The sequence below is a fragment of the Arthrobacter sp. Alg241-R88 genome (assembly GCF_900537115.1).
GTDB lineage: Bacteria > Actinomycetota > Actinomycetes > Actinomycetales > Micrococcaceae > Arthrobacter.
This window is the reverse complement of sequence record NZ_UNRG01000009.1, coordinates 119,034-139,786: the sequence shown is the minus strand read 5'-3', so window position 1 is coordinate 139,786 and position 20,753 is coordinate 119,034. Positions and strand designations below refer to the sequence as shown.

Below are 20,753 nucleotides of genomic sequence, written 5' to 3'. Positions count from 1 at the left end.
GGTGGTTTCCCTTCACCTGGACGGCCGGACCGTGGTGGTCACCGGCGCCGGCCAGGGGCAGGGTGCCGCGGAAGCACGGCTGCTGGCGGAGGCCGGGGCGCGGGTGATCGCAGCGGACCTGGCGGCGAAAATGCCCGCCGGGCTGGGCACGAAGCCTTCGGCTTCGGCCGGCGCCCTGGTGTACCGGCAGCTGGACGTTAGTGACGAGGCCGGTTGGTCCGGCCTCGCTTCCTGGATCCGGTCACAGGGCTGGCAGGTGGACGGGCTGGTCAACAATGCCGGGATCACACAGCGCAGCAGGCTCCTGGACGCCTCGGTGGTCGACTTGCAGAAGGTTTATGAAGTGAATGTTGCCGGCAGCCTGTTGGGGATCCAGGCACTGTCTCCGCTGATGCGCAGCGGCGCATCGATCGTCAATGTGGGCTCTGTGGCGGGGCTGACGGCCCACTATCCGGTGTCGTACACCGCGAGCAAATGGGCCCTGCGCGGCTTGTCCCAGGTGGCCGCGATGGAACTCGGGCCTCGCGGGATCCGGGTCAATACCGTGCACCCCGGCTTTATTGAGACCCCCATGACGGCGGGTGCCAAACCGGAGTTCCGACAGGCCACGCTTGCCGAAACCCCGCTGGGCCGCACCGGAACCGTTGAGGAGGTGGCCGGCGTCGTGCTTTTCCTCCTCAGCCCGCTCTCTTCGTTCGTGACGGGCGCGGAGATCCCGGTGGACGGCGGCCAGTCAGGCCACGGCGGCGCCAAGTCGGTCTCCGACGCCCTGCGCTAGCCACCCCCCCCGAATCCCAACTAGGTAGCGCTAAGTGTCGCTTTGAGGGCCCAAAACGACACATAGCGCTACTTAGTTGGGGGGCCGGCGCCCCTTTTAATCCGGGGAACGGCCCTTTGGGTCTAGGTGGTATCCGCCGCGCGGATAGTCACAGCGGGCGGGTTCAGCCCTCTTCCGTCGCGATGACCGCAGGAGTGTCTGTGGCCGGTGCTGCGGCGTCTGCGGCGAGGGCTTTGCGCCGACGGGAAACCTGGATTGCGATGGCGGTGGGGATCGCGGCCAAAGCGGTGATCCGCATCCAAGGCCGGTCCAGGACATGGCCGGTGAGCGCATCCAGGGAGTAGAGGCCGGAGCCCCCGATCGTGAACGCGGCGGCTGCCAGGCCCAACACGGCCGGGTACTCGAGGCCACCCTCTTGGGCAAAGAAGCCGTTCGGGGCGTGGACGCTGGCTGCCACACCCATGGTGGTTGCAGCAGCGGCGCCGGCGGCAGGGGTAGCCAAACCCAGGGCCAAGGCTAACCCTGCTCCTGCTTCACCTACGCCCGCGAGGACGGCGCTGGGTTTTGCGGGACGGAATCCCATGGCGTGCATGCCCTTGCTGGTGCCTTCGACACCTCCCCCACCGAACCAGCCGAAAAGTTTTTGGGATCCGTGGGCGATGAGCACGCCTCCCAGGCCCACCCGGAACAGGGTCTGTGCGGCGGCGGCCGCCTCGGGGCTGGTGGTTACATTGCGCATAACAGTCCTCCGTGTGTGGTTTGAGTCGCTGCCCGGCTCGCTGTGGGCACGAGTCTACGGCTGCGGATCGTCCCGGTCACGGGGGAAATATCACCCAGGACACCGCTTCCGGCAACTGGCACGAGGCGTGATCTAGGTGGCACTTCCCGCTTTGATAGTTACCGGGTGCGCAGTGACGGGGAAGAGCTCGTGGAGCCGGGCGCAGGAGCGCTGGACCACGGACCGCAGCCACACGCTGGCCGGGTCTTCCGACTGGGACGGGTGCCAATACATGGCCTCCACCAGGGAAGCTTCGGTGCCTTCCGAGAACTCCAGCACAACGATGTCCGCGCCCCGCTGGGCCCGTGCGGCCAGCATCCGCGGGACCATTGCGACGAGGTCCGTGCCCTCAACCAGAAGCGGCAGGGACAGGAACCCGGCCACCACGGCAGCCACACGGCGCTGGATGCCCCGCGACTCGAACAGCTTGTCCGCCGGAGTACTGATTCCCTCGCCGAAATAGCCGACGGCGTGGGGAACCGAGGCCAGGTCCTCCAACGTCAGCCGGGGCTGCTGGAGCAGTGGGTTCCCGGCGTCGGCAATAGCCACGAAGCTGTCCCGGAACACCTGCTTGCTGGCACCCTGCATCTGGTACCCGGTGGGCCCCACGAGCAGGTCGATCTTCGAATAGTCGGCCATCTGGCCCTGGATCCCGGAACCGGCGGTGGGCACGAAGTCCACGGACACGCCCGGGGCCTCCTGGCGCAGGATGCCGCGCAGCGGCCCCACGATCAGCGCCGCCGCATAATCCGAGGCGGCGATGACGAACTCCCGCTCACTGGAGGCGGGGTCGAAACCGGACCGCACGCGCGTGGCCCGCTGGATGTGAAGCATGGCTTCATCAACCAATGGGACCAGGGACTGCGCAAAGGGCGTGAGGTCATAGGTACGGCCGTTCCGCACCAGGAGTTCGTCGTCGAAATGGCGCCGGAGCCGGGCCATCGCAGCACTGGTGGCGGGCTGGCTGAGCTGCAGCCGCTCCGCTGCCCGGGAGATGTTCCGCAGTTCAAGCAGGACCTGCAGGTGGGGCAGCAGGTTCAGGTCCAGGTTCTTCACGCTCATAGCGTAGCCACTAATGGCGCGGAGGCTCGGAGCATGCGGTCCTGGCTCCGGCACATACGTTGCGGACGCTGCGGCCTTCGGAACTGACTTTATTGCTGGCTTCTGAATCATCGCTGACGGATGGGCGGCTACTTGCGACAGTGTTTTCACGTTTTTCAAAAACCTCCTTGTGGGATGGTTTTTAAGTTGCTAGGCTCAAGTCAGCAGGATCGAAACGATTCAAATTCTCCTGCTCCCCCCACTACGTAAATGTGATTCAAAGGAGAGTCCCCATGAGTACCCTTGACCAAAAGGCCATCAACCGGCACGGGTGGCGTGTCGCGTTTGCCTCGGGCCTTGCCTCCTACGTGGATGCGGGAGCCATCGCGGGAACCGGAACCGCCCTGGTGATCCTTCAGGGTTCGCTCGGCCTGACGCCAGCGCAGGTCGGCCAACTCTCGGCCCTGCTGACGATCATGATCGCCGCTGGAGCGCTGGTGGGCGGCCGCCTCGGCGACAGGTTTGGCCGGCGCCGGGTCTTCCTGGTGACGTTGAGCGTCTTTGTTGTGGCCGCTTTGGCCCTTATGCTCGCGCCAAGCGTTGCACTGCTTTACATCGGCCTGGCGGTGCTCGGACTCGCAGCCGGTGCAGACCTGCCGGTATCCATGGCGATGATCGCCGAATCAGCTCCTGAGGATAAGCGCGGAAAGATGGTGACCTTCACCCACGTCCTCTGGATGGCAGGCATCCTGGGCGTCATCATCATTAGCATCTTCTTCGGCAACGCCGGAATACTGGGCGCCCAGATCATCTACGGCCACTTGGCTGCTGTCGCACTGATTGCCGTTGCGCTGCGCTGGGGCATCCCGGAGTCCCGCCTTTGGAAGGAATCGCAGAACAGTCCCGCTGATGACGAGCGCGTCGACCTGCGTTCGCTGCGGGCCCTCTTTTCCCCGAAACTCTTTGCCCCGCTGGCCGCCACGGGCCTTTTCTACGCCCTGGTCAACATCGCCGCAAACACCAACGGACAGTTCTCGACTTATCTTTTCGTGAACGTAGCCGGAGTGGATGTGGCAACCGCCTCCATGCTCGGACTTGGCATCCTGCTCCTCAGCGTGGCCGGGCTCTTTGTCATGATGCGTATTGTGGACGGTTCACGGCGCCACCGCACCTTTGTCCTCGCAGCCGTCCTTGCCCTGGTGGGATTGGCGGTCCCGCTCGTATTCGGCGTCACCGCCGTCACCTTGGTGGTCATGGGAGTATTCGGGGCGCTCGGCGGCGCTGTTGCCGGTGAACCCATGTACAAGATCTGGTCACAGGAACTTTTCCCCACCAGCCACCGAAGCACCGCGCAGGGCATCACCATCGCCTTCGCCCGGCTCGTCGCCGCCGGCGCAGCGCTGGTCACTCCCCTGATCATCGCGGCCGGCCCGGCGCTGCTGTTCCTGTTCCTCATCATTACCTCCGGCGCGGCATACCTCATCGGCATTTTCTGGATCTTCCGCATGCGCACATTTTTGAAGGACGACGGCGCCATGGTCACCGCCGCAACCGCGCCCCAGAACGTCGCGGGATAGCCGGCAGATCATTGCCACCCCAACGAAGCCAACACCGGGAAGGCTAAATTATGACGATGCAAACAGAGGCAAGCAAAGCTCCCGCCGAGCGTTCCAAACGCGTCCGCCGGACGGGCCCCTACAAAGCAGCGGATGCACGGCGCGGGGCAATTCTTGAGGCCGCCATCGAGCACTTCTCCCAATGGGGCTACTTCAACTCCTCCGTTCCCAAGATTGCCGCCGACGTCGGGCTGACGAAAGCCGGACTGATCCACCACTTCGGCAGCAAGGAGGAACTCCTCTCGGCCGTCCTCGAACTGCGCGACCAGCGGGCGGTCGAGGCCTTCTACGTAGAAGACTTCCTGAACGACCCCATCCGGTACTTTCGGCAGATGGCTGCACAGACAGCCTTCAACGAGAGCCAGCCCGGGCTCACCCAAATGTTCACGGTCCTGGCAGCCGAATCCTCGAACGAAGAGCATCCCGCGCACGAATACTTCCAGCGACGCTACGCCAACATCATCGACCTCTCATCGGGAATCCTCGACAACATGGTCGCTGCCGGGGCGCTCATCCCAGGAACTGACGTCCGTCAGGTGGCCAGCGAGATTCTCGCCGTCGTGGACGGCTTCACCATCCAGTGGGCCCTGGCCAAAGCGTCCACTTCACTGCACGACACTGTTTACGCCTACCTCGACAGACTCGCAAAGTCCATAACAACTGACGGCCGCGGACTTGCCGGCTGAGCCGGGCCGACTGCCGGGCGAAACCCCACTGCCTACGTACGGAAAGAAGCACATGACAGCACTACCCTGGTCCGCGGCAATGATTGCGCCGAATAAGGACTTCGACGGCGCCCCGCTCCTCCGCAAGGAGTTCGCCCTCGCGGGCGGCCACGGAACCCCGGTGAGGGCCACCCTCCGGGCAACCTCCTTCGGCGTCTTTGAAGCCTTCCTCAACGGCCAGCGGGTAGGGGATGACGTACTGAGCCCGGGCTGGAGCTCATACGAATGGCGGCTGCGTTACCGCACCTATGAGGTGACAGGACTGCTGCAGCCCGTCAACACCCTCGGCGCCGCTTTAGGGAACGGCTGGTACCGGGGCAACCTGTCCTGGAACGGTAATTCAGCGTTTTACGGCAAAGAGCTTGGCTTCTTCGGACAGCTGGACATCGAGTTCGCGGACGGCTTCGTCCAGACCGTCAGCACTGATTCGTCGTGGGAATCCGGTCCTTCGGCAACAACCGCGAATGACATTTACAACGGGCAAACCATCGACGCCCGCCGTGCAGGTATCCAATGGGCACGCCCCGGCTACGACGCCGGGTCCTGGGCGGGAGTCCATGCTCTCGAATTCGACGCGTCACGGCTGGTGGCGCCGATCGGCCCACCCGTTGTCCGGAACGACGTGGTCAAACCCGTCAGTATCCTGACGTCGCCCAGCGGCAAGACCATCGTGGATTTTGGCCAGAACCTGGTCGGCTGGCTCCGCTTCACCGTGCAGGGACAGCCCGGGGATGTCATAACCCTTCGCCATGCAGAAGTCCTCGAGGACGGTGAACTTGCCGTCCGGCCACTGCGCACAGCACAGGCCACCGACACCCTGGTCCTCTCCGGCGGACAGGACTTCTTTGAACCCACCTTCACCTTCCACGGCTTCCGCTACGCAGAGGTGACCGGCTGGCCCGGTGACTTGACGGCGGACGCCCTCGAGGCCGTCGTCGTCCATTCAGCCCTGGAACGCACCGGACACTTCGAGTGCTCCAGCGAGCCGGTCAACCAGCTGCACCGGAACATCGTCTGGGGCCTGAAAGGCAACTTCCTGGACCTGCCCACTGACTGCCCGCAGCGCAACGAACGGCTCGGCTGGACCGGGGACATCTCCGTCTTCACACCCACGGCCGCGTACCTGTATGACGTCAAGGACTTCCTGCAGGACTGGCTTCGGGACCTGGCGGCCGAGCAGAAAGCCGCCAATGGACTGGTGCCCTTCACCGTGCCGGACATCCTCAAATACGAGGAGCACCCGAAGGAATTTCCCGCCCCGGAATCCACCGCGCTGTGGAGCGAGGCCGCGGTCTGGGTCCCCTGGGCGCTCTGGAAAGCCTACGGCGACAAGGACGTACTGGCACGGCAATACGAATCCATGGCACAACACACCCGGCGCGTCGAGGGCCTGCTCTCGGAAACCGGGTTGTGGGACCAGGGCTTCCAGTTCGGTGACTGGCTGGACCCCGACGCCGACCCCGACCAGCCGTGGAACTCAAAGGCTGACAACGGCGTGGTGGCCACGGCCTGCCTCTACCGGACTGCACGCATCACAGCCCAGACCGCCTCACTTATGGGGCACGACGGCGATGCCCGCCATTTCGAGGACCTCGCCGAACGCGTCCGTTCCGCGTTTAACAGGCACTACATCGGCCCGGCCGGGACCATCCTGAGCGACTGCACCACCGTGTACGCCCTGGCACTTGCCTTCGACGTCCTCAACAGCGAGGAGAAGCGGGCTTTTGCCGGGAACCGCCTGGCCGAGCTTGTAGCCAAGAACGGCTACCGGGTGTCCACCGGATTTGCCGGCACACCCTTCATCGCCTGGGCGCTCTCGGAGTCAGGCCACATCGAGGACGCCTACCGGCTGCTCCTCGAAGAACAGTGCCCGTCCTGGCTCTACCCGGTAACGATGGGAGCAACCACCGTTTGGGAACGCTGGGACTCAATGCTGCCCGACGGAACGATCAACCCAGGCGAAATGACGAGCTTCAACCACTACGCCCTGGGCGCCGTGGCCGACTGGCTCCACAAAGCCGTCGGCGGCATCCGCCCCCTCGAACCCGGCTACGCCAAGGTCCTCTTCGCACCCCGGCCCGGCCCGGGAATCCAGTGGGCCAAAACCTCCCTCGCCACTCCCCGCGGCACCGTGGCAAGCGAATGGCACCTGGCTCCGGAGGGGGAGCTGATCCTCACTGTCACGGTACCGGATGGCGTGACCGCCGACGTCGACCTGCCGTCCACACCCCGGCGAACGGTCGAGGCGGGCACCCACACGTTCACCACAACAGGCCTGACCCTGGCAGGAGACTCGAAATGACGCACACGGCCCTCGAACCCGCGTACCTGGACGCATCGCGGCCAATCGCGGAACGCGTCAACGACCTGCTGGCACGCATGACCCTGGAAGAGAAGGCTGGACAGATGTTCCACGCCATCTCCTTTGGCGGGGCGGACGTGGACCCGGAAACGCGGCGCCTGATCGCTGAAGGCCAGATGACCCACTTCAATGTGCACCAGCTCGCTGATGCCCGCCGCGCAGCACGCTGGCACAACCGGATGCAGGAACTCGCGTCCCGGACCCGGCTCGGGATCCCCATCACGGTGTCCACCGACCCCCGGCATGCCTTCGCCGAAAACCAGGGTGCTTCATTTGCCGCCGGCTTCTTCTCCGCCTGGCCTGAGCCCATCGGCATGGCCGCGCTTGGCGACCCTGAAACGGTGCGGCGGTTCGCTGACATTGCCCGGCAGGAGTACCTCGCCGTTGGCCTCCGCGCAGCACTGCACCCCACAGTGGACCTGGCCACGGAACCCCGCTGGGCCCGGCAGTACAGCGGCTTCGGGCAGGACCCGGAGCTGACAGGAAAGCTGGCCGCGGCCTACCTCGAAGGGTTCCAGGGCAGTACAGTCGGCAGCCAGAGTGTCGCGTGCATGACCAAGCATTTCCCCGGCGGCGGGCCCCAAAAAGACGGTGAAGATCCGCACTTCCCGTACGGCCGGGAGCAGGTATACCCCGGCGGCAGGTTCGAGGACCACCTGCTGCCCTTCCGGGACGCCATTGAGGCCGGGACCAGCGCGATCATGCCGTACTACGGCATGCCGGTCGGGCTCAGCCGCAACGGCAAAGCCATCGAGGAAGTGGGCTTCGGGTTCAACCGCCAGATCATTACGGGGTTGCTGCGCGGGGAACTGGGCTACGACGGTGTGGTGTGCACCGACTGGGGCCTCCTCCATGACGTCAGCCTCTTCGGCCTGGACCTGCCGGCCAGGGCCTGGGGCGTGGAGCACCTCTGCGTCGAAGAGCGCATGATCAAGATCATCGAAGCAGGCTGCGACCAGTTCGGCGGCGAATCCTGTCCCGAAATCCTCGTGGAGCTCGTTAGGACCGGACGCATTAGCAGCCAGCGCATCGATCAGTCCGTGCGGCGCCTGCTGCGGGTGAAGTTCGAACTTGGCCTCTTCGAGAACCGCTATGTGGACGAGGACGCCGCAGCGGCGCTGGTGGGTAACGCGCAGTTCCGGGAGGAAGGCCTCAAGGCCCAAAGCCGGTCCGTTGTGGTCCTCAAAACCTCCGAAGGCATCCTTCCCCTCCAGCCCTCCACACGCGTGTACGTGGAGGGCATGCCCGCCGACAGCATCCAGCACCGCGCCTCCGTTGTCGCGACCCCGGCCGAGGCAGACCTTGCCGTCGTCCGCCTCGATGCTCCTTTTGAGCCGCGGAACGATCTGTTCCTCGAGGCCATGTTCCACGCCGGAAGCCTCGAATTCGATGACGCCGTCGTAGAGCATCTCGCGGAGTTGGCAGCCCAGGTTCCTGTTGTGCTCGTCGTGAACCTGGACCGCCCGGCCATCCTCACGCCGCTGGAACCGCACTGCTCCGCCGTGCTGGCCACCTTTGGGGTGTCCGACGAAGCCCTCACCAGGGTCCTGGCGGGAACCGAAACGCCGGAAGGCCGGCTGCCGTTCGAATTGCCGCGCTCAACCGAAGCGGTCCTCGGGGCGCACAGCGATGTCCCGGGCGGTACCCGGGACCCGCTGTATGCCTACGGCCACGGGCTGGGAAGCCTGACCCAAGCGGCAATTTAAGTGGACATCCGCTTCTAGTGGCTGACCGGCACCATCCGGGGTCCCCGCACCAGGACAGCGAGGAGGGCCACAGCGCACGCGATGCCCAAAGCGCCCAAGGCAAACCCGAGGCTGCCGAGCCCCGCCGCGGCCGCACCGAGGACGATGGGCGTCAGGAACTGGCCGATGAACAAAGTGCCGGTCCAGATGCCGGTGCCCCGCCCGCGCTGCTGGAATTCAAGTCCGTTCACGGCCCACGTCAGCAGGGTGGGCAGCAGCACACCGGTCCCGGCACTGGCGACGACGGCGCCAGCAATTGCCAGCGGCACGCTCCCCGCGACGGAGACCAGGGAAAGTCCGACGGCGGCCAGCCCGAAGGCGAGCGCCAGCAGGTTCCGCGTGCCCAGCTTGGCCAGGAAACGGAAGGAGATGGCGCCTGCCGCGGTTGCCAGGGACGCGATGGCCGCAGCGAGTCCAATGAGGGCCGCATCGCCCACGCCCAGTCCGGTAATGACGTAGGGCAGGTGGACGATGAGCGCATAAAAAACGATCCCGCCGAACAGCGTCACTGCGGCCGGGGCACCGATCTGCCGCCATGGCACCGGCGTCCTTTCCGCCGTCGTGGGCTGGCTCTTTGCCGGCTCCCACAGCTTGAAAACCATGGGGATAACGAGCACCGCGCTGACCGCGTAGAGCCAGAACGGCGTCCGCCAGCTGATGCTGCCCAGGGCGCCGCCGAGGGCGAAGAACGCGGTGGCGGCGAGCGCGCTGACCATGGTCTGCAGGCCCAGGTATTTGTTCCGCTGTTCGCCGGCGTAGTAGTCGGTGATGAGGGTGGTGCAGCACGTCATGATGGCGGCTTCCGCAATTCCGACGCCCACCCTGGACAGCGCGATGGACTCGAGGGTGTTTAGCCACAGCGGCGCCGTCCCGAACGCAGCGTAGGCCAGCATGGCGAAGATCAGCAATTGCTTGCGGCCCACCCTGTCGGCGACGTAGCCCGCGAGCGGTGAGAAGAGTGCCACGAACAGCGCCGGCAGCGTGAGGGTGAGCGGCACCAGGATGGCGACGCCCGGTGTGCCCGGGAACGCCTGGTTCAGGGTGGGCAGGATGGGTGCCAAAAGGACGGCGCCCAGCACCGGCATGCAGCTGCCGGCAACCAAGAGGGTTGCCTGCAGCCGTCCGGCCTTTCGAGTCCCCGAGGGGCCGGGTGCCGCATTCCTGGTCCCGGTATCCGTGAGCTGAATATTCTCCATTGAATTCCTTAGCCTCTGATGGTCACGGAGGGTTTCAGCGCGTTCAGGCGCTGGAGAGTGACTTCCCTCACTGTGACAACCCTTGGACTATCCGGGAATCATGGATTTGGGATAGCTGGTATCCACGGGACGGATGGCAGGACGCCAGGGACTCCAGGGCGACAACCGAACCGGAAGCGTGTCAGGACCCCAGTTCCTCCGCAACCTTCCGGGCCCCGCGCACCGCAATGGCAACGCTCATGAGGGTGGGGTTCATCGCCGTCGCCGTCGGAATCAGCGCGTTGCCGCCCACCACCAGGTTCTCGTAGCCCCACACCCGGGACCACGGATCCGCCACCGAGGTCCCGTCATCGTTGGCACCCATCCGCATGGTGCCCTGGTAGTGCAGGCTGGAGCCGTTGGGCATCAGCCTGGGCTCGGCAACAAAGACGCCAAGGGCCTTGCCGGCACGGCGCAGCCGTTCCGTGGCCTGGGCGATCTCCGTTTCCTCCCGCTCCGTGAGCGCATAGTCGATGGTCATGTTCGGGAAACCGCGGTAGTCCGGCTCGTTGTCGTCGAAGGTGACGGCGTCCTCGTAGCGCGGGTGCTTGCGCAGGCCGTAGCCCATGTTGACGTAGCCCCAGCGGTTCTCCGCGTACGGGGTGCCCGGCTCCATGGGAAACGGCGTGGTCTCGGTATACATCACCTGGACCGAGAAGGGGTGCTCCGGCTCCGAGAACGGGATCCGGTTCACCGCCGCCACCGGATCGGCGGAATTCAGCGCGCGCCGGGCCAGCTCACCCTTGAGGTCCTCCTCGGTGGCGAACCGCCCCATCTTCTCGGCATCCAGGGCCACCGTGGAGATGACCACGGGATGCTCGGTCAGGTAGTGGCCCAGGGCCTGCGGCCGGACGCCGGAGGCCCACAAAAGCTGCGGGGAGCGGAAGGCATCGGCGGCCACCACCACGATGTCGGCTGCCACAAAGGACGTTTCCCCCGTCCGGAGATCCTGGATGGTGACCCCGGTGACCCGCCGTCCGTCCAGTTCCACCCGGCGCACCAGGGTGAGGTCGCGGAGTTCGAACTGCTTCGAAAGCGGGCTGTCCTTGTCCACGAGCGGGCCAAGGACGACGTCGGCACCCGCCCAGCGCACGGACCCGTCAGGCTGCGGATCCCCGGCTACGGGAAGGGTGCCCACCCCATAACCTTCCGGCAGTTCCGCACCGAACTCTTCATCGAGGAGGGACCGGATGGCTTCGCCCACCTTGGAGTCCGCAAATGCGGCACTGTGGACGTGCAGCAGCTGCTTGGCGTCCGCAATCAGGCCATCCCACTCGTCGTCGGCGATAAAAGGGATCTTCTCGCTGAAGGCGGGCGACGGCGTCGCGCAGGTCCAGTGGGCGCCCTGGCCTCCCACGTTGGTGGCCGCAGCCGCGGCCGGGAAGGAGGGGGCGTGGGCGGAGCCCGCACCGCCGAAGTCCAGGAGGTGGGTGCCCTGCCGGGCCGTGAACATGCCTTCGGTGACAGTGCCTGCCGGAATGCCAAGCGATTCCCGGTAGGCGCCGGCCTGCGGGCCCTGGGACATTTCCCGGGCACGAGCCTTTTCGGCAGGATCTGGGATGTTGCGGACGCTCCCGCCGGGGACGTCCGTGAGCTGCGGCCCGGCTTCGAACATCACCACCCGGGCGTTCGGGACCTGCTCCAGGAGCACCCGGGCGTAGGTGGAGCCGATGGGTCCGCTGCCGACGATGGCAATGGTGGGGTTGGACATGATGTCTCCTTTGAAATCAGGCCGAGAGGGATTCGGAAGTGGTGGTGGAAGCGGGAACGGGGTCGTCGGAGAGGCGGCCGTGCGGAAGCAGGACCGCCGCCACAATCCCCACCGCGTAGGTGGCCGCCAGGGCAATGAAGATCGGTGTGAAGACTGAGCTGTAGATCTGGGCCACGCTGGCCTGGATGGCAGGTGCGGCGGCGTGCACCAGCTGCGGCGTCAGTGTGGAAGCATCAAGGCCTGCCGGCAGGAGGGCGGCGACGCCGAAGCCAATCACTCCGCCGATGACCGCCGTCGCCACTGTGGACCCCACCTGCCGCACGAGGTTGATGGTGGCCGTGATGGTGCCGGTCTGGCTGGCTGGGGCGGCGCCCTGCACTACGGCCACGATCAGGCTCATAAACGCGCCGGTGCCCATCCCCACGACGGCCATCACCATCATGGGAACCCACAGCGGAAGGCCCGCAGGCAGCATGGCCATCACCGAAAGCCCGGCGGCCCCCATCATGGTTCCCACGATCGGGAAAACCCGGTACTGCCCTGTCCGGCTGGCCAGCCATCCGGTCAGCAGGTTGCTGACCAGCATGCCGAACACCGTGGCGATCGGAACGAGGCCGGACACGGTGGCCGTGGTCTGGTAGGCCATCTGGAAGTACGTGGGCAGGTAGGCGGTGATGGAGAAGAGGCCGACGCCGATGATCGCCGAGAGTGCCGTGCCGGCAGCGATGGTCCGGTTGGCGAAGAAGTGGAGCGGCACGATGGGTTCGGGTGCACGCCGCTCGATAAAGAAGAACGCCACGAAGCCCAGGACGCTGACCGCGAGCGCAGCAGCTGTGGCGGCGCCTGCATTGCGCTCTGCTGCCGAGGTGACTGCGAGTACGAGGGCCACCAATGAGGTAGTGAAAACTGCCGCCCCGGCAACGTCAAAGTGGCGGGGCGCAGGGCCTGGCTCCAGGTGCGGCACAGCAATCAGCGCAAGGGCCAGGGCCGCCGCACCAACGGGGATATTGATCCAGAAAACCCACTGCCAGCCCCAGTAGTCAGTGATGGCGCCGCCGAGCACGGGCCCCACCAGGATGGCCATGGGGAAGGCCGCGCCGATGATGGCCATGTAGCGGGGCCGTTCCCGCTGGCTGGTGACGCGGGCAATGATCGTCTGGGACATCAGCTGCAGGCCCGCGGAGCTCATGCCCTGCAGGACGCGGGCGGCAATCAGCCACGCCATATCGGTCGCGAAACCGCAGGCCAGGGAAGCGGCGAGGAACATCACCAGCGAACCGATGAAGATCCGGCGGGCGCCCAGCACGTCACCGAGCTTGCCGAGTACCGGCAGCAGCACGGTGCTGGCGAGGGTGTAGCCCACCACAACCCAGCTCATGAGCGTCAGGGCGCCCAGGTCACCGGAGATGGTGGCCAGGGAAGTGGACACCACTGTATGGTCCAGGGCTCCGAGGAAGGAGACCGAGAGCAGGGAGACAACAAGGAGACGGAGTCTCAAAGGCGAAAGTGGCATAGTGATCTACCCGAACGATCGGGCCGTCGACGCGACGTGGTGTGCCTCCGGCGCACCATCACACCGGAGAACGGGTCCGGAAGGAACCCCGGCGCCGTTATCCATGATACTGCACTTTAGTCAGAAAACAACATAAGAGTGTGCGAATCAAACATCTTGGCGAGGACCTCCTACGCATCGCGCAGGGCCCGGGTCAGGACCAGGTCCTGGAGTAGCTCATCCAGGTCAGCTGCCGGTTCACCCGACAAGCAGGCGTCTATCGCCCGGCGAAGGGCCAGGCGCGCCGAGGACTCATAGCGGTCCGGAGCCCGTAAGGTCCCTTCTTCGGTGACGGTCTCCACCCGGGTCAGGCAGGCGGGCTGGTCGACGGTCACTTCCGTCCGAACCTCCCCCAGGGCCAGCACCTGGAGCAGGCCTCCGGCGCGGAGGCCACCGACGGCGGTTGCCGAAAGGGTGGCGGGGGCGGAACCGGGACCCTCCGAATCCAGCAATGCAATCCTGCCCTGCGGCGCGGCAATGCCCGCGCGCAGCGTCAGGGACGCCCCGGCCAGGGACCGCGCCCAGCCGAAGCCGTCGAGGATGGCGCCGTCAAGGCCGGCGGCCGGACCGGCACATTCGACGGTGACCAGGCGGATCGCACTGCCTCGCCTTGCCCGGACCGCATCGGCCACAACATCGGGACGCAGCCGGGGCCGCTCAACGATCACCGGGATGTCCCCGGGCCACCGCTCCGACTCAACGGCTCCCCGCGACAGGACAGCAGGATCCGCCAGCACCACCGCCGAAGCTCCCCCGGCCCGGGCGGCCAGCATGCCCTGCCACCAATTCCCGGCTCCGGGCACCACCACCACGGCACCACGGCTGTCCTCTGTGAGTGCAGCACTGACGGGAAGCTCAGCAACAGCGGCAGTGTAGGCGGGCAACGCGGTGAAGACGCAGAATGCGCCGTTCCGGCTCATAGCGGCACCCCTTCCAGGACTTTGGCTGCCGCAGCATCGGCGAGCCCGATGGCAAAATGCGAGTCAGCCAGCAGTTCGTCGTACTCCACGGGGGCATCACCCTGCAGGAGCGAGGCCAGCAGGCGCCACTCCGCCACATAGCCGTCTTCCTCGTCCCGCGGATACTCCGTCCAGTGCCCGTCCACGCTTCGCACGCGGATGGCGGCGCTTCCGGCATGGACAAAGGCGGGCGGAAAGTTCACCTCGATGCGGTCATGGGTGGTGGCGATGCTCATCCGCCAGAGGGCATCCGGCCCCTCGGGCAGCATGGTGAGCGCCAGTTGGACCAGGACTCCGCCGGTCCGGTACCCCACGAGGTAGCCAATTGGCGCAATGATTCTTGCGTAGGCAATTTCATCGACGCCGGGCGCGATGTCCCGCACGGCAGGAAGATCATGGATCGCGAGCCCGGTCAGCAACTGCCGCAGGATGCCTGCCGCTACCGCGGCGTTGCCAAGGTCGGGGCGCCCCCGCCGGGCAGGATCCAGGGAACGGCCCTCGGCCACCAGTCGGTGGTACCTGTCATTCGGCGGCAGCGCCAGCGTCACGGAGACGGCCTGCACGCGGCCCTCGAGGGCGACAAGATGGTGCTTCGCGCGCCCCCACGCAGCATCAAACAGGTGGTTCGTTCCCACCAACAGGAGCGTGCCTGCGGCCCGGCATGCAGAAATGACGTCATCGGCTTCCTCCCTGCTGGTGGCCAGCGGTTTCTCGCAGAAGATTGCGCGCTTTCCGGCCGCTACCGCGCCGAGGATCTGCCGGGCATGTTCACCGGGCGGGCTGCAGACGGCCACCACATCCACTCCCGGATCGGCGAGGAGGTCCGCCTCCCCCTCCGACCAGCGTGCGCCAAGCCTTTCCGCAAGCACCCGCGCACGGCCACTACCGGCGTCGGCAATATGGACCACCTTGTACAGGTCCCCCACGCGTCCCAGCACCGGCAAATGCAGCGCCGCAACGCCCGGCCCCGCTCCGAGTATCCCCACACTCCAAGGCATCATCGCCTCCTCACTTTTGTCTCTATTATTCCTAAGTAAGGACGCTTCTGGCTATAGTCGCGCTTATCCGCACCTTAGTGGGCTGATCTATGTGAGAATTGTTGACATGAGCACAGACTCCACCCTCCGCTTTGGGGCACAGACGGATGAAGTGACGAGCCTCCTGCGGATCGTCAACCTGGTGCGAACGGGCGAGGCCACCACGCGGCCCGAAATCGGCAAGGTTACCGGGCTCGGCAGGGGTGTCGTCAGTCAGCGCGTGGATCAGGCCATCTCCATGGGTTTCCTCGGCGAGGGCGAGTTCGGGGCCTCGTCCGGCGGCCGCGCACCCCGGACCCTCCGCTTTCGCGCGGAGCAGGGACACATCGTCATCTGCGCCCTTGGAGCGGCTCATATCAGGGTCGGCGTAGCAGCGCTCGACGGCGACATCCTGGAACACACGCACCGCACCTGGGATATCGCGCAGGGTCCGGAGAAAACCATCGATGCGGTCATGACCCTCGTGGAGAAAGTACTCGGGCAGCATCCCGACGTGCCGGTCTGGGGAGTAGTGGTGGGCCTTCCCGGACCAGTGGACTTCGCCTCGGGACAGCCCGTGGCACCTCCGATCATGCCCGGATGGAACGGCTTCGACGTCCGGACGCCCTTCGAGGAACGGTTCAAGGCGCCCGTGTGGGTGGATAACGACTCCAACCTGCTTGCCCTTGGCGAACGCGCCCGCCGGCGCGACTCGCTGGCAGACCTCATTTACTGCAAGATCGGCTCGGGCATCGGAGCCGGCCTGCTGTCCAAGGGCCGGATCCACCGCGGCGCCAACGGTGCGGCAGGCGACATCGGCCATGTCCGGGTGTCCGACTCCGACGCCCAATGCCGCTGCGGCAAGACCGGCTGCCTGGAAGCCGTTGCCGGCGGCTGGGCGCTGATCCGGGACGCGGAAGAGGCCATCAAGGAAGGCGTCAACACGTCCCTGGCCTCGCTGGCAAAGAAGGGAGGGCTTTCGCTCGAAGAGATTACCCTTGCAGCCCAGGCGGGGGACTCCCTGGCCATCACCCTCGTCCAAAAGTCTGCGCGCGTGGCGGGCGAGACCATTTCCGCCCTTGTGAACATGTTCAACCCCGGAGTTATTGTCATTGGCGGTGCCATGGGATCGGCCGGCGAAGTGTTCCTTGCCGAAGTACGCCAACGCGTCTACGAACTATCCCTGCCGCTGGCCACCCGCGACCTCACCATCACCCTCTCCGTTAACGATGAGCGCGAACCGCTGCGCGGAGGAGCCGAACTGGCCCGCGAGCAACTGTTCGATATCACCTTCCCGCGCTGGTTCGCGGACGGACGGCCGTCGCCGGAACGGGCGGCCCTTTCCGCCTAGGATTCCGCCGCGGCGGGGCCCGGAGCTTCTCAGGCCACGTCGCGGGACACGCTGGGGACCAGTACCCGGTCAAGCTCCAAGCGGGCCTCCAGGCGAAATGGCAGGACCAGCGGAGAGCCCGGACGCGCCTGCAGGTAGGGCACCATCAGGCGGAAGTCGACGGCAACGGCGTGCGGCCCATGCGGGAGTTCACGCCTGCCCGCCAGGACAAGCCTGTCCTGGACGAACCACCAGCCGGGCCCTGCCTGCAGCGCATCAGGCGGCACGGTGCGGGATCCGAGCACCACCGCCAGCTCCCCTGCCGCAAGCGGAACGCCGTCCACCTCGACGGACAGGCCGGCAACGCTGGACAGTGGCATCGAACGGATCCATGGCAAGCCAATCCGGAGCTCAAAGCCTCCCTGGGTGGCGGTCAGCGCATCTTCGCGCACAGCGGTTTCCAACATGGCCTTCATCCTTTATCCTGAAACTGACATAAGTTTGTCATTAACAAGCATAAAGGGGAAGACGCCTATGGCTCCCGAAATTCCCAGCAGCTGGACGCTTTGCGCCAGCTCCTTCAACTGGACTCCGGACATCATCGCCGCCCGCCGGACGGCCCACGACATCGTCGCCGGCATTACGGACTCGGTGGTGAAAACAGTAGAGCTCGAGCCCGGGCTGGTGTGGCGGTCCTTCCCCGTCCCGCAGAACGACGAGGTGGACGGACTGCGCGATGCCCTGGCGGCAAAGGGCGGAGCGGTCAGCATTGTGGGGGCCAGTCTGGACGACTTCACGTCACCCACGGACCGCCGCTCCCTGCTGGAGCGCCTGGATTTCCTGGTCCCCCAACTGCATGCCGCGCACCGCGTTGGAGCCAGCGGAGTCCGGCTCCCGATCGGGCAGGCGGGGACAGAACTCCTCACGCTGGTCCAGCCGCTGCTGCATGAGCTCGACCTGGTGCTGTACGAGGAAATCCAGGGGCAGCAGGCCCCGGGCAGCGCCGCCGTCGAGCCTGCCCTCGATGCGATTGACGCCCTCGGAGATGACCACGTGAGGGTGCTCGTGGACATCAGCATGCTGATGCCCGCCCTTCCCCTCACCTACCTCGAAGAACTGCGCCGGGGCGGCTTGCCTGAGGACTTCCTGGCGCGCCTGGAGAATGACTGGCGGGATCCGGCCACCCACGACGCCGTCACCGCCCTGCTCCGCTCCGGAAGCGTGTCGCCGGGGATCCACACCCTCTTTATGAACCTGCTGATCCGTTTCGGCCGCAGTGATGCGGCGGACCTGCAGGGCGTCCTGCCCCTGGTGGGCGCCTTCCACCTGAAGTTCTGGGACCTGGACGACGACGGCGGCCGGGTTTCGCAGCCGCTGCGGGACCTGGGCAGCCTCCTGCGCCGTAACGGCTTCAGCGGCACGCTGACCAGCGAATGGGGCGGCCACGAGTGGCTGCAGGACGACCCCACCGAAATGACCCGGCGGCACCTGGCGCTGGCCGAGGCAGCCCTGGTCGGAGGCCGCGTGAGTAAAGTGGCCTGCTGACGAAAGGGTCCCGCATCCGAAGGCTTCGAGGGCGGTGCCCTAGGATTCTCCCATGAGCGCAGTTTCGGGCCATCAGCCTCCCGGGTTTCGGGCTTCGCAGCGCCGTAGCGCCGATCCTGCCCACCCGTTACCGGCCTCCCGCGAGGCGGAAGTGCGGGAGAAAGTCCTGCGGGCAGCAAGCAACCTGATCGACCGGCTCACCTATGAGGCCGTCACCATTGACGCGGTAGCCAGGGCGTCGGGGGTGAGCAAATCAACGCTGTACCGCTATTGGCCATCGCGTCAGCTGCTGGTGCTGGAAGCGTTCACCTATAAAACGAACTTGCTCACCGACGTTCATGACACCGGCGATGTGGTGAGGGACCTGCATGCTTACCTCGTGGCGCTGGCGTATTGCCTGAAGGTGGGCGGAGCGGCGTCCACAGTCGCCAACCTGCTGGCTGAGGCCATCAGGGATGCAGAGTTCGCCGTCCATCTTCGGCAGACAATGCTTCGGGAGCGTCGGCAAGGATTCCTTACGATCATTCAGCGGGCCCAGCACCGGGGGCAAGTGCGGGGCGACATCGACGCCGGCATGGTTATCGATGCCCTCTACGGGGCAATCCATCACCGGCTGATTGCGACAGGCCAGGACATCGACGGAGCCTTCTTGCGGAACCTGTCCAGCTTCGCCGTTGCCGGAATGGCAACACCCGAATACCTGGACGGCGGCAGGGCAAGGACGTAGGCAGCCGCTGCTCCCGCGCCACCAGAGGTGGAACGTCTGGTGGCAATTCGCCCCATTCAGTGGTTCCCAACGCAGCAGGGAAGAGATGGTGGAACCAGCGCAGAAGCGCACTCCCTATCGAGCCAAGGAGCCCAACACACAATGACGGCTACAGCAATCCTCCCCAGGACCGATGTGGGTGCCCAGCACCCGGAACTGTACAAGGCCATCAATTCCGCAGCTTTGAGGGCGGACCGGGCCGCCCTGGGAGAGGGACTCTCGCCACTGCTTATTGAGCTGGTAAAGATCCGCGCCTCCCAGATCAACGGCTGTGCATTCTGCCTGCGGATCCACACCAAGGACTCGCTGGCGAAAGGTGAGAGCCCTGAGCGGCTGAGTGTGCTGCCCGCCTGGCGGGAGAGCCTGTACTTCGACGATCAGGAACGAGCGGCACTGGCCCTCTGCGAATACATCACGCTGATCCAGGACTCCCATACAAATGCGGGCTGGTACCGATCGGCAGCGGAGCAGTTGACTCCGGGACAGGTGTCCGCCGTGACGTGGCTGACGATGACGATCAATACCTACAACCGGATAGCAATCAGCAGCGCCTACGCAGTCAAGCCGGAATAGCGGGCTGAATTACTTCGTGCTGAAGGCGGCGTCGAAAGCCGCCGCCGAGGGCTCGCAACTGGAGAGCCTGCGGACGAATGCCAGCGCTTCGGGGGCGCCGTCCAAGCGGTCCATGCCGGCGTCCTCCCACTCCACGGACAACGGCCCGCGGTAGTTGATGGAGTTGAGCATCCGGAAGGCGTCCTCCCAGGGCACGTCGCCGTGGCCCGTGGAGATGAAGTCCCAGCCGCGGCGCGGATCAGCCCATGCCAGGTGGGACGAGAGCCGGCCGTTGCGCCCATTGCTGAGCCGCTTCTTCGTGTCCTTGCAGTGCACGTGGTAGATCCGGTCCTTGAAGTCCCAGAGGAACCCCACGGGATCGATGTCCTGCCACACCATGTGGCTCGGATCCCAGTTCAGCCCGAAAGCCTCACGGTGCCCGATCGCCTCCAGCGCGCGCTGCGTGGTCCAGTAGTCGTACGCAATCTCGGACGGGTGCACCTCATGGGCAAACCGGACTCCCACCTCGTCGAAGACGTCCAGGATGGGGTTCCACCGGTCGGCAAAGTCCTGGTACCCGGCGTCCACCATCTTTTCTGAGGCCGGCGGAAACATCGCCACGTACTTCCAGATGGACGAACCCGTAAAGCCGGTCACCGTCTTCACGCCGAGCTTGGCGGCGAGCCGCGCGGTGTTCTTCATTTCCTCGGCGGCGCGGCGGCGCACCCCTTCAGGGTCGCCGTCGCCCCAGACATTGTCCGGCAGGATGCCGCGGTGCCGTTCGTCGATGGGGTCATCGCACACGGCCTGGCCCTTGAGGTGGTTCGAGATGGTCCACACTTTGAGGCCGTGGCGTTCCAGGATGTCCAGCTTGCCCTGCACGTAGGCGTCGTCATCCCAGCGCCAGGGGTCCAGGTGGTCACCCCAGCACGCGATCTCCAGCCCGTCGTAGCCCCATTCGCCGGCGAGCCGCGCCACCTCCTCGAACGGCAGGTCGGCCCACTGGCCGGTAAACAAAGTGATAGGTCGTGCCATCTAACTT

Annotated in this window: 18 protein-coding genes; 9 read left to right on the top strand and 9 right to left on the bottom strand. The window is 65.8% G+C overall.

Going from position 1 to position 20,753, the window contains the following annotated elements; genetic code table 11:
* The first annotated feature begins 1 nt into the window (after position 1).
* Complete coding sequence (locus tag G6R19_RS17165) at positions 2-778, top strand: SDR family NAD(P)-dependent oxidoreductase (protein ID WP_163167157.1); 777 nt, start codon at positions 2-4, stop codon at positions 776-778.
* 163 nt (positions 779-941) lie between these two features.
* On the opposite strand, the gene G6R19_RS17160 is transcribed toward G6R19_RS17165, so the two are convergent.
* Both G6R19_RS17160 and G6R19_RS17155 read right to left on the bottom strand, forming a co-directional pair.
* A complete protein-coding gene (locus tag G6R19_RS17160; protein WP_163167155.1) occupies positions 942-1,517 on the bottom strand; it encodes a DoxX family membrane protein in 576 nt (191 codons plus the stop codon).
* A 132-nt stretch (positions 1,518-1,649) separates the two neighbouring features.
* Positions 1,650-2,618: a LysR family transcriptional regulator gene (locus G6R19_RS17155; RefSeq protein WP_240341935.1), complete on the bottom strand. Its 969-nt coding sequence runs from the start codon at positions 2,616-2,618 to the stop codon at positions 1,650-1,652.
* A 272-nt stretch (positions 2,619-2,890) separates the two neighbouring features.
* Here G6R19_RS17155 and G6R19_RS17150 point away from each other — a divergent pair, with 272 nt between their 5' ends.
* The 4 genes from G6R19_RS17150 to G6R19_RS17135 are packed head-to-tail and all read left to right on the top strand — an operon-like array spanning position 2,891 to position 9,006.
* Positions 2,891-4,174 (top strand): MFS transporter, encoded by a 1,284-nt coding sequence (locus G6R19_RS17150; RefSeq protein ID WP_163167151.1) that lies wholly within the window; start codon positions 2,891-2,893, stop codon positions 4,172-4,174.
* Positions 4,175-4,224: 50 nt separating this feature from the next.
* Positions 4,225-4,899 (top strand): TetR/AcrR family transcriptional regulator, encoded by a 675-nt coding sequence (locus G6R19_RS17145; protein ID WP_205484526.1) that lies wholly within the window; start codon positions 4,225-4,227, stop codon positions 4,897-4,899.
* A gap of 52 nt (positions 4,900-4,951) precedes the next feature.
* The gene (locus tag G6R19_RS17140) at positions 4,952-7,240 is read left to right on the top strand and encodes an alpha-L-rhamnosidase (RefSeq protein ID WP_163167147.1); all 2,289 of its coding nucleotides are present in this window, start codon (positions 4,952-4,954) and stop codon (positions 7,238-7,240) included.
* A complete protein-coding gene (locus G6R19_RS17135) occupies positions 7,237-9,006 on the top strand; it encodes a glycoside hydrolase family 3 N-terminal domain-containing protein (protein ID WP_163167145.1) in 1,770 nt (589 codons plus the stop codon). Before G6R19_RS17140 ends, G6R19_RS17135 begins: the two co-directional genes overlap by 4 nt.
* Positions 9,007-9,020: 14 nt before the next feature.
* On the opposite strand, the gene G6R19_RS17130 is transcribed toward G6R19_RS17135, so the two are convergent.
* The 5 genes from G6R19_RS17130 to G6R19_RS17110 form a co-directional block, all read right to left on the bottom strand.
* Positions 9,021-10,241 (bottom strand): MFS transporter, encoded by a 1,221-nt coding sequence (locus G6R19_RS17130; RefSeq protein ID WP_163167143.1) that lies wholly within the window; start codon positions 10,239-10,241, stop codon positions 9,021-9,023.
* 181 nt (positions 10,242-10,422) lie between these two features.
* Positions 10,423-11,991 (bottom strand): GMC oxidoreductase, encoded by a 1,569-nt coding sequence (locus G6R19_RS17125; protein WP_163167141.1) that lies wholly within the window; start codon positions 11,989-11,991, stop codon positions 10,423-10,425.
* Between the two features lie 16 nt (positions 11,992-12,007).
* Positions 12,008-13,489: an MFS transporter gene (locus G6R19_RS17120; RefSeq protein ID WP_240341934.1), complete on the bottom strand. Its 1,482-nt coding sequence runs from the start codon at positions 13,487-13,489 to the stop codon at positions 12,008-12,010.
* Positions 13,490-13,674: 185 nt separating this feature from the next.
* Positions 13,675-14,463 carry a hypothetical protein gene (locus G6R19_RS17115; RefSeq protein ID WP_163167137.1) on the bottom strand — a complete coding sequence of 263 codons (789 nt, stop codon included), beginning with the start codon at positions 14,461-14,463 and terminating at the stop codon, positions 13,675-13,677.
* Complete coding sequence (locus G6R19_RS17110; RefSeq protein ID WP_240341933.1) at positions 14,460-15,503, bottom strand: Gfo/Idh/MocA family oxidoreductase; 1,044 nt, start codon at positions 15,501-15,503, stop codon at positions 14,460-14,462. Before G6R19_RS17110 ends, G6R19_RS17115 begins: the two co-directional genes overlap by 4 nt.
* Positions 15,504-15,606: 103 nt before the next feature.
* On the opposite strand from G6R19_RS17110, the gene G6R19_RS17105 reads away from it, so the two are divergent.
* Positions 15,607-16,869 (top strand): ROK family protein, encoded by a 1,263-nt coding sequence (locus G6R19_RS17105; protein ID WP_163167135.1) that lies wholly within the window; start codon positions 15,607-15,609, stop codon positions 16,867-16,869.
* A gap of 29 nt (positions 16,870-16,898) precedes the next feature.
* Here the strand turns inward: G6R19_RS17105 and G6R19_RS17100 are convergent, their stop codons facing one another.
* On the bottom strand, positions 16,899-17,315 hold the full coding sequence (locus G6R19_RS17100) for a DUF6379 domain-containing protein (RefSeq protein WP_163167133.1): 417 nt from the start codon (positions 17,313-17,315) through the stop codon (positions 16,899-16,901).
* A 67-nt stretch (positions 17,316-17,382) separates the two neighbouring features.
* Between G6R19_RS17100 and G6R19_RS17095 the strand changes: the two genes are divergently transcribed.
* The 3 genes from G6R19_RS17095 (at position 17,383) to G6R19_RS17085 (ending at position 19,732) form a co-directional block, all read left to right on the top strand.
* Positions 17,383-18,393 carry a restriction endonuclease subunit R gene (locus tag G6R19_RS17095; RefSeq protein ID WP_163167131.1) on the top strand — a complete coding sequence of 337 codons (1,011 nt, stop codon included), beginning with the start codon at positions 17,383-17,385 and terminating at the stop codon, positions 18,391-18,393.
* Positions 18,394-18,445: 52 nt separating this feature from the next.
* Positions 18,446-19,120, top strand: coding sequence for a TetR/AcrR family transcriptional regulator (locus G6R19_RS17090; RefSeq protein WP_163167129.1), 675 nt, complete (start codon positions 18,446-18,448; stop codon positions 19,118-19,120).
* Positions 19,121-19,261: 141 nt separating this feature from the next.
* Complete coding sequence (locus G6R19_RS17085) at positions 19,262-19,732, top strand: carboxymuconolactone decarboxylase family protein (protein WP_163167127.1); 471 nt, start codon at positions 19,262-19,264, stop codon at positions 19,730-19,732.
* Positions 19,733-19,741: 9 nt separating this feature from the next.
* Here G6R19_RS17085 and G6R19_RS17080 read toward each other — a convergent pair whose 3' ends face one another.
* Positions 19,742-20,746 (bottom strand): sugar phosphate isomerase/epimerase family protein, encoded by a 1,005-nt coding sequence (locus G6R19_RS17080; protein WP_163167125.1) that lies wholly within the window; start codon positions 20,744-20,746, stop codon positions 19,742-19,744.
* Positions 20,747-20,753 lie beyond the last annotated feature (7 nt).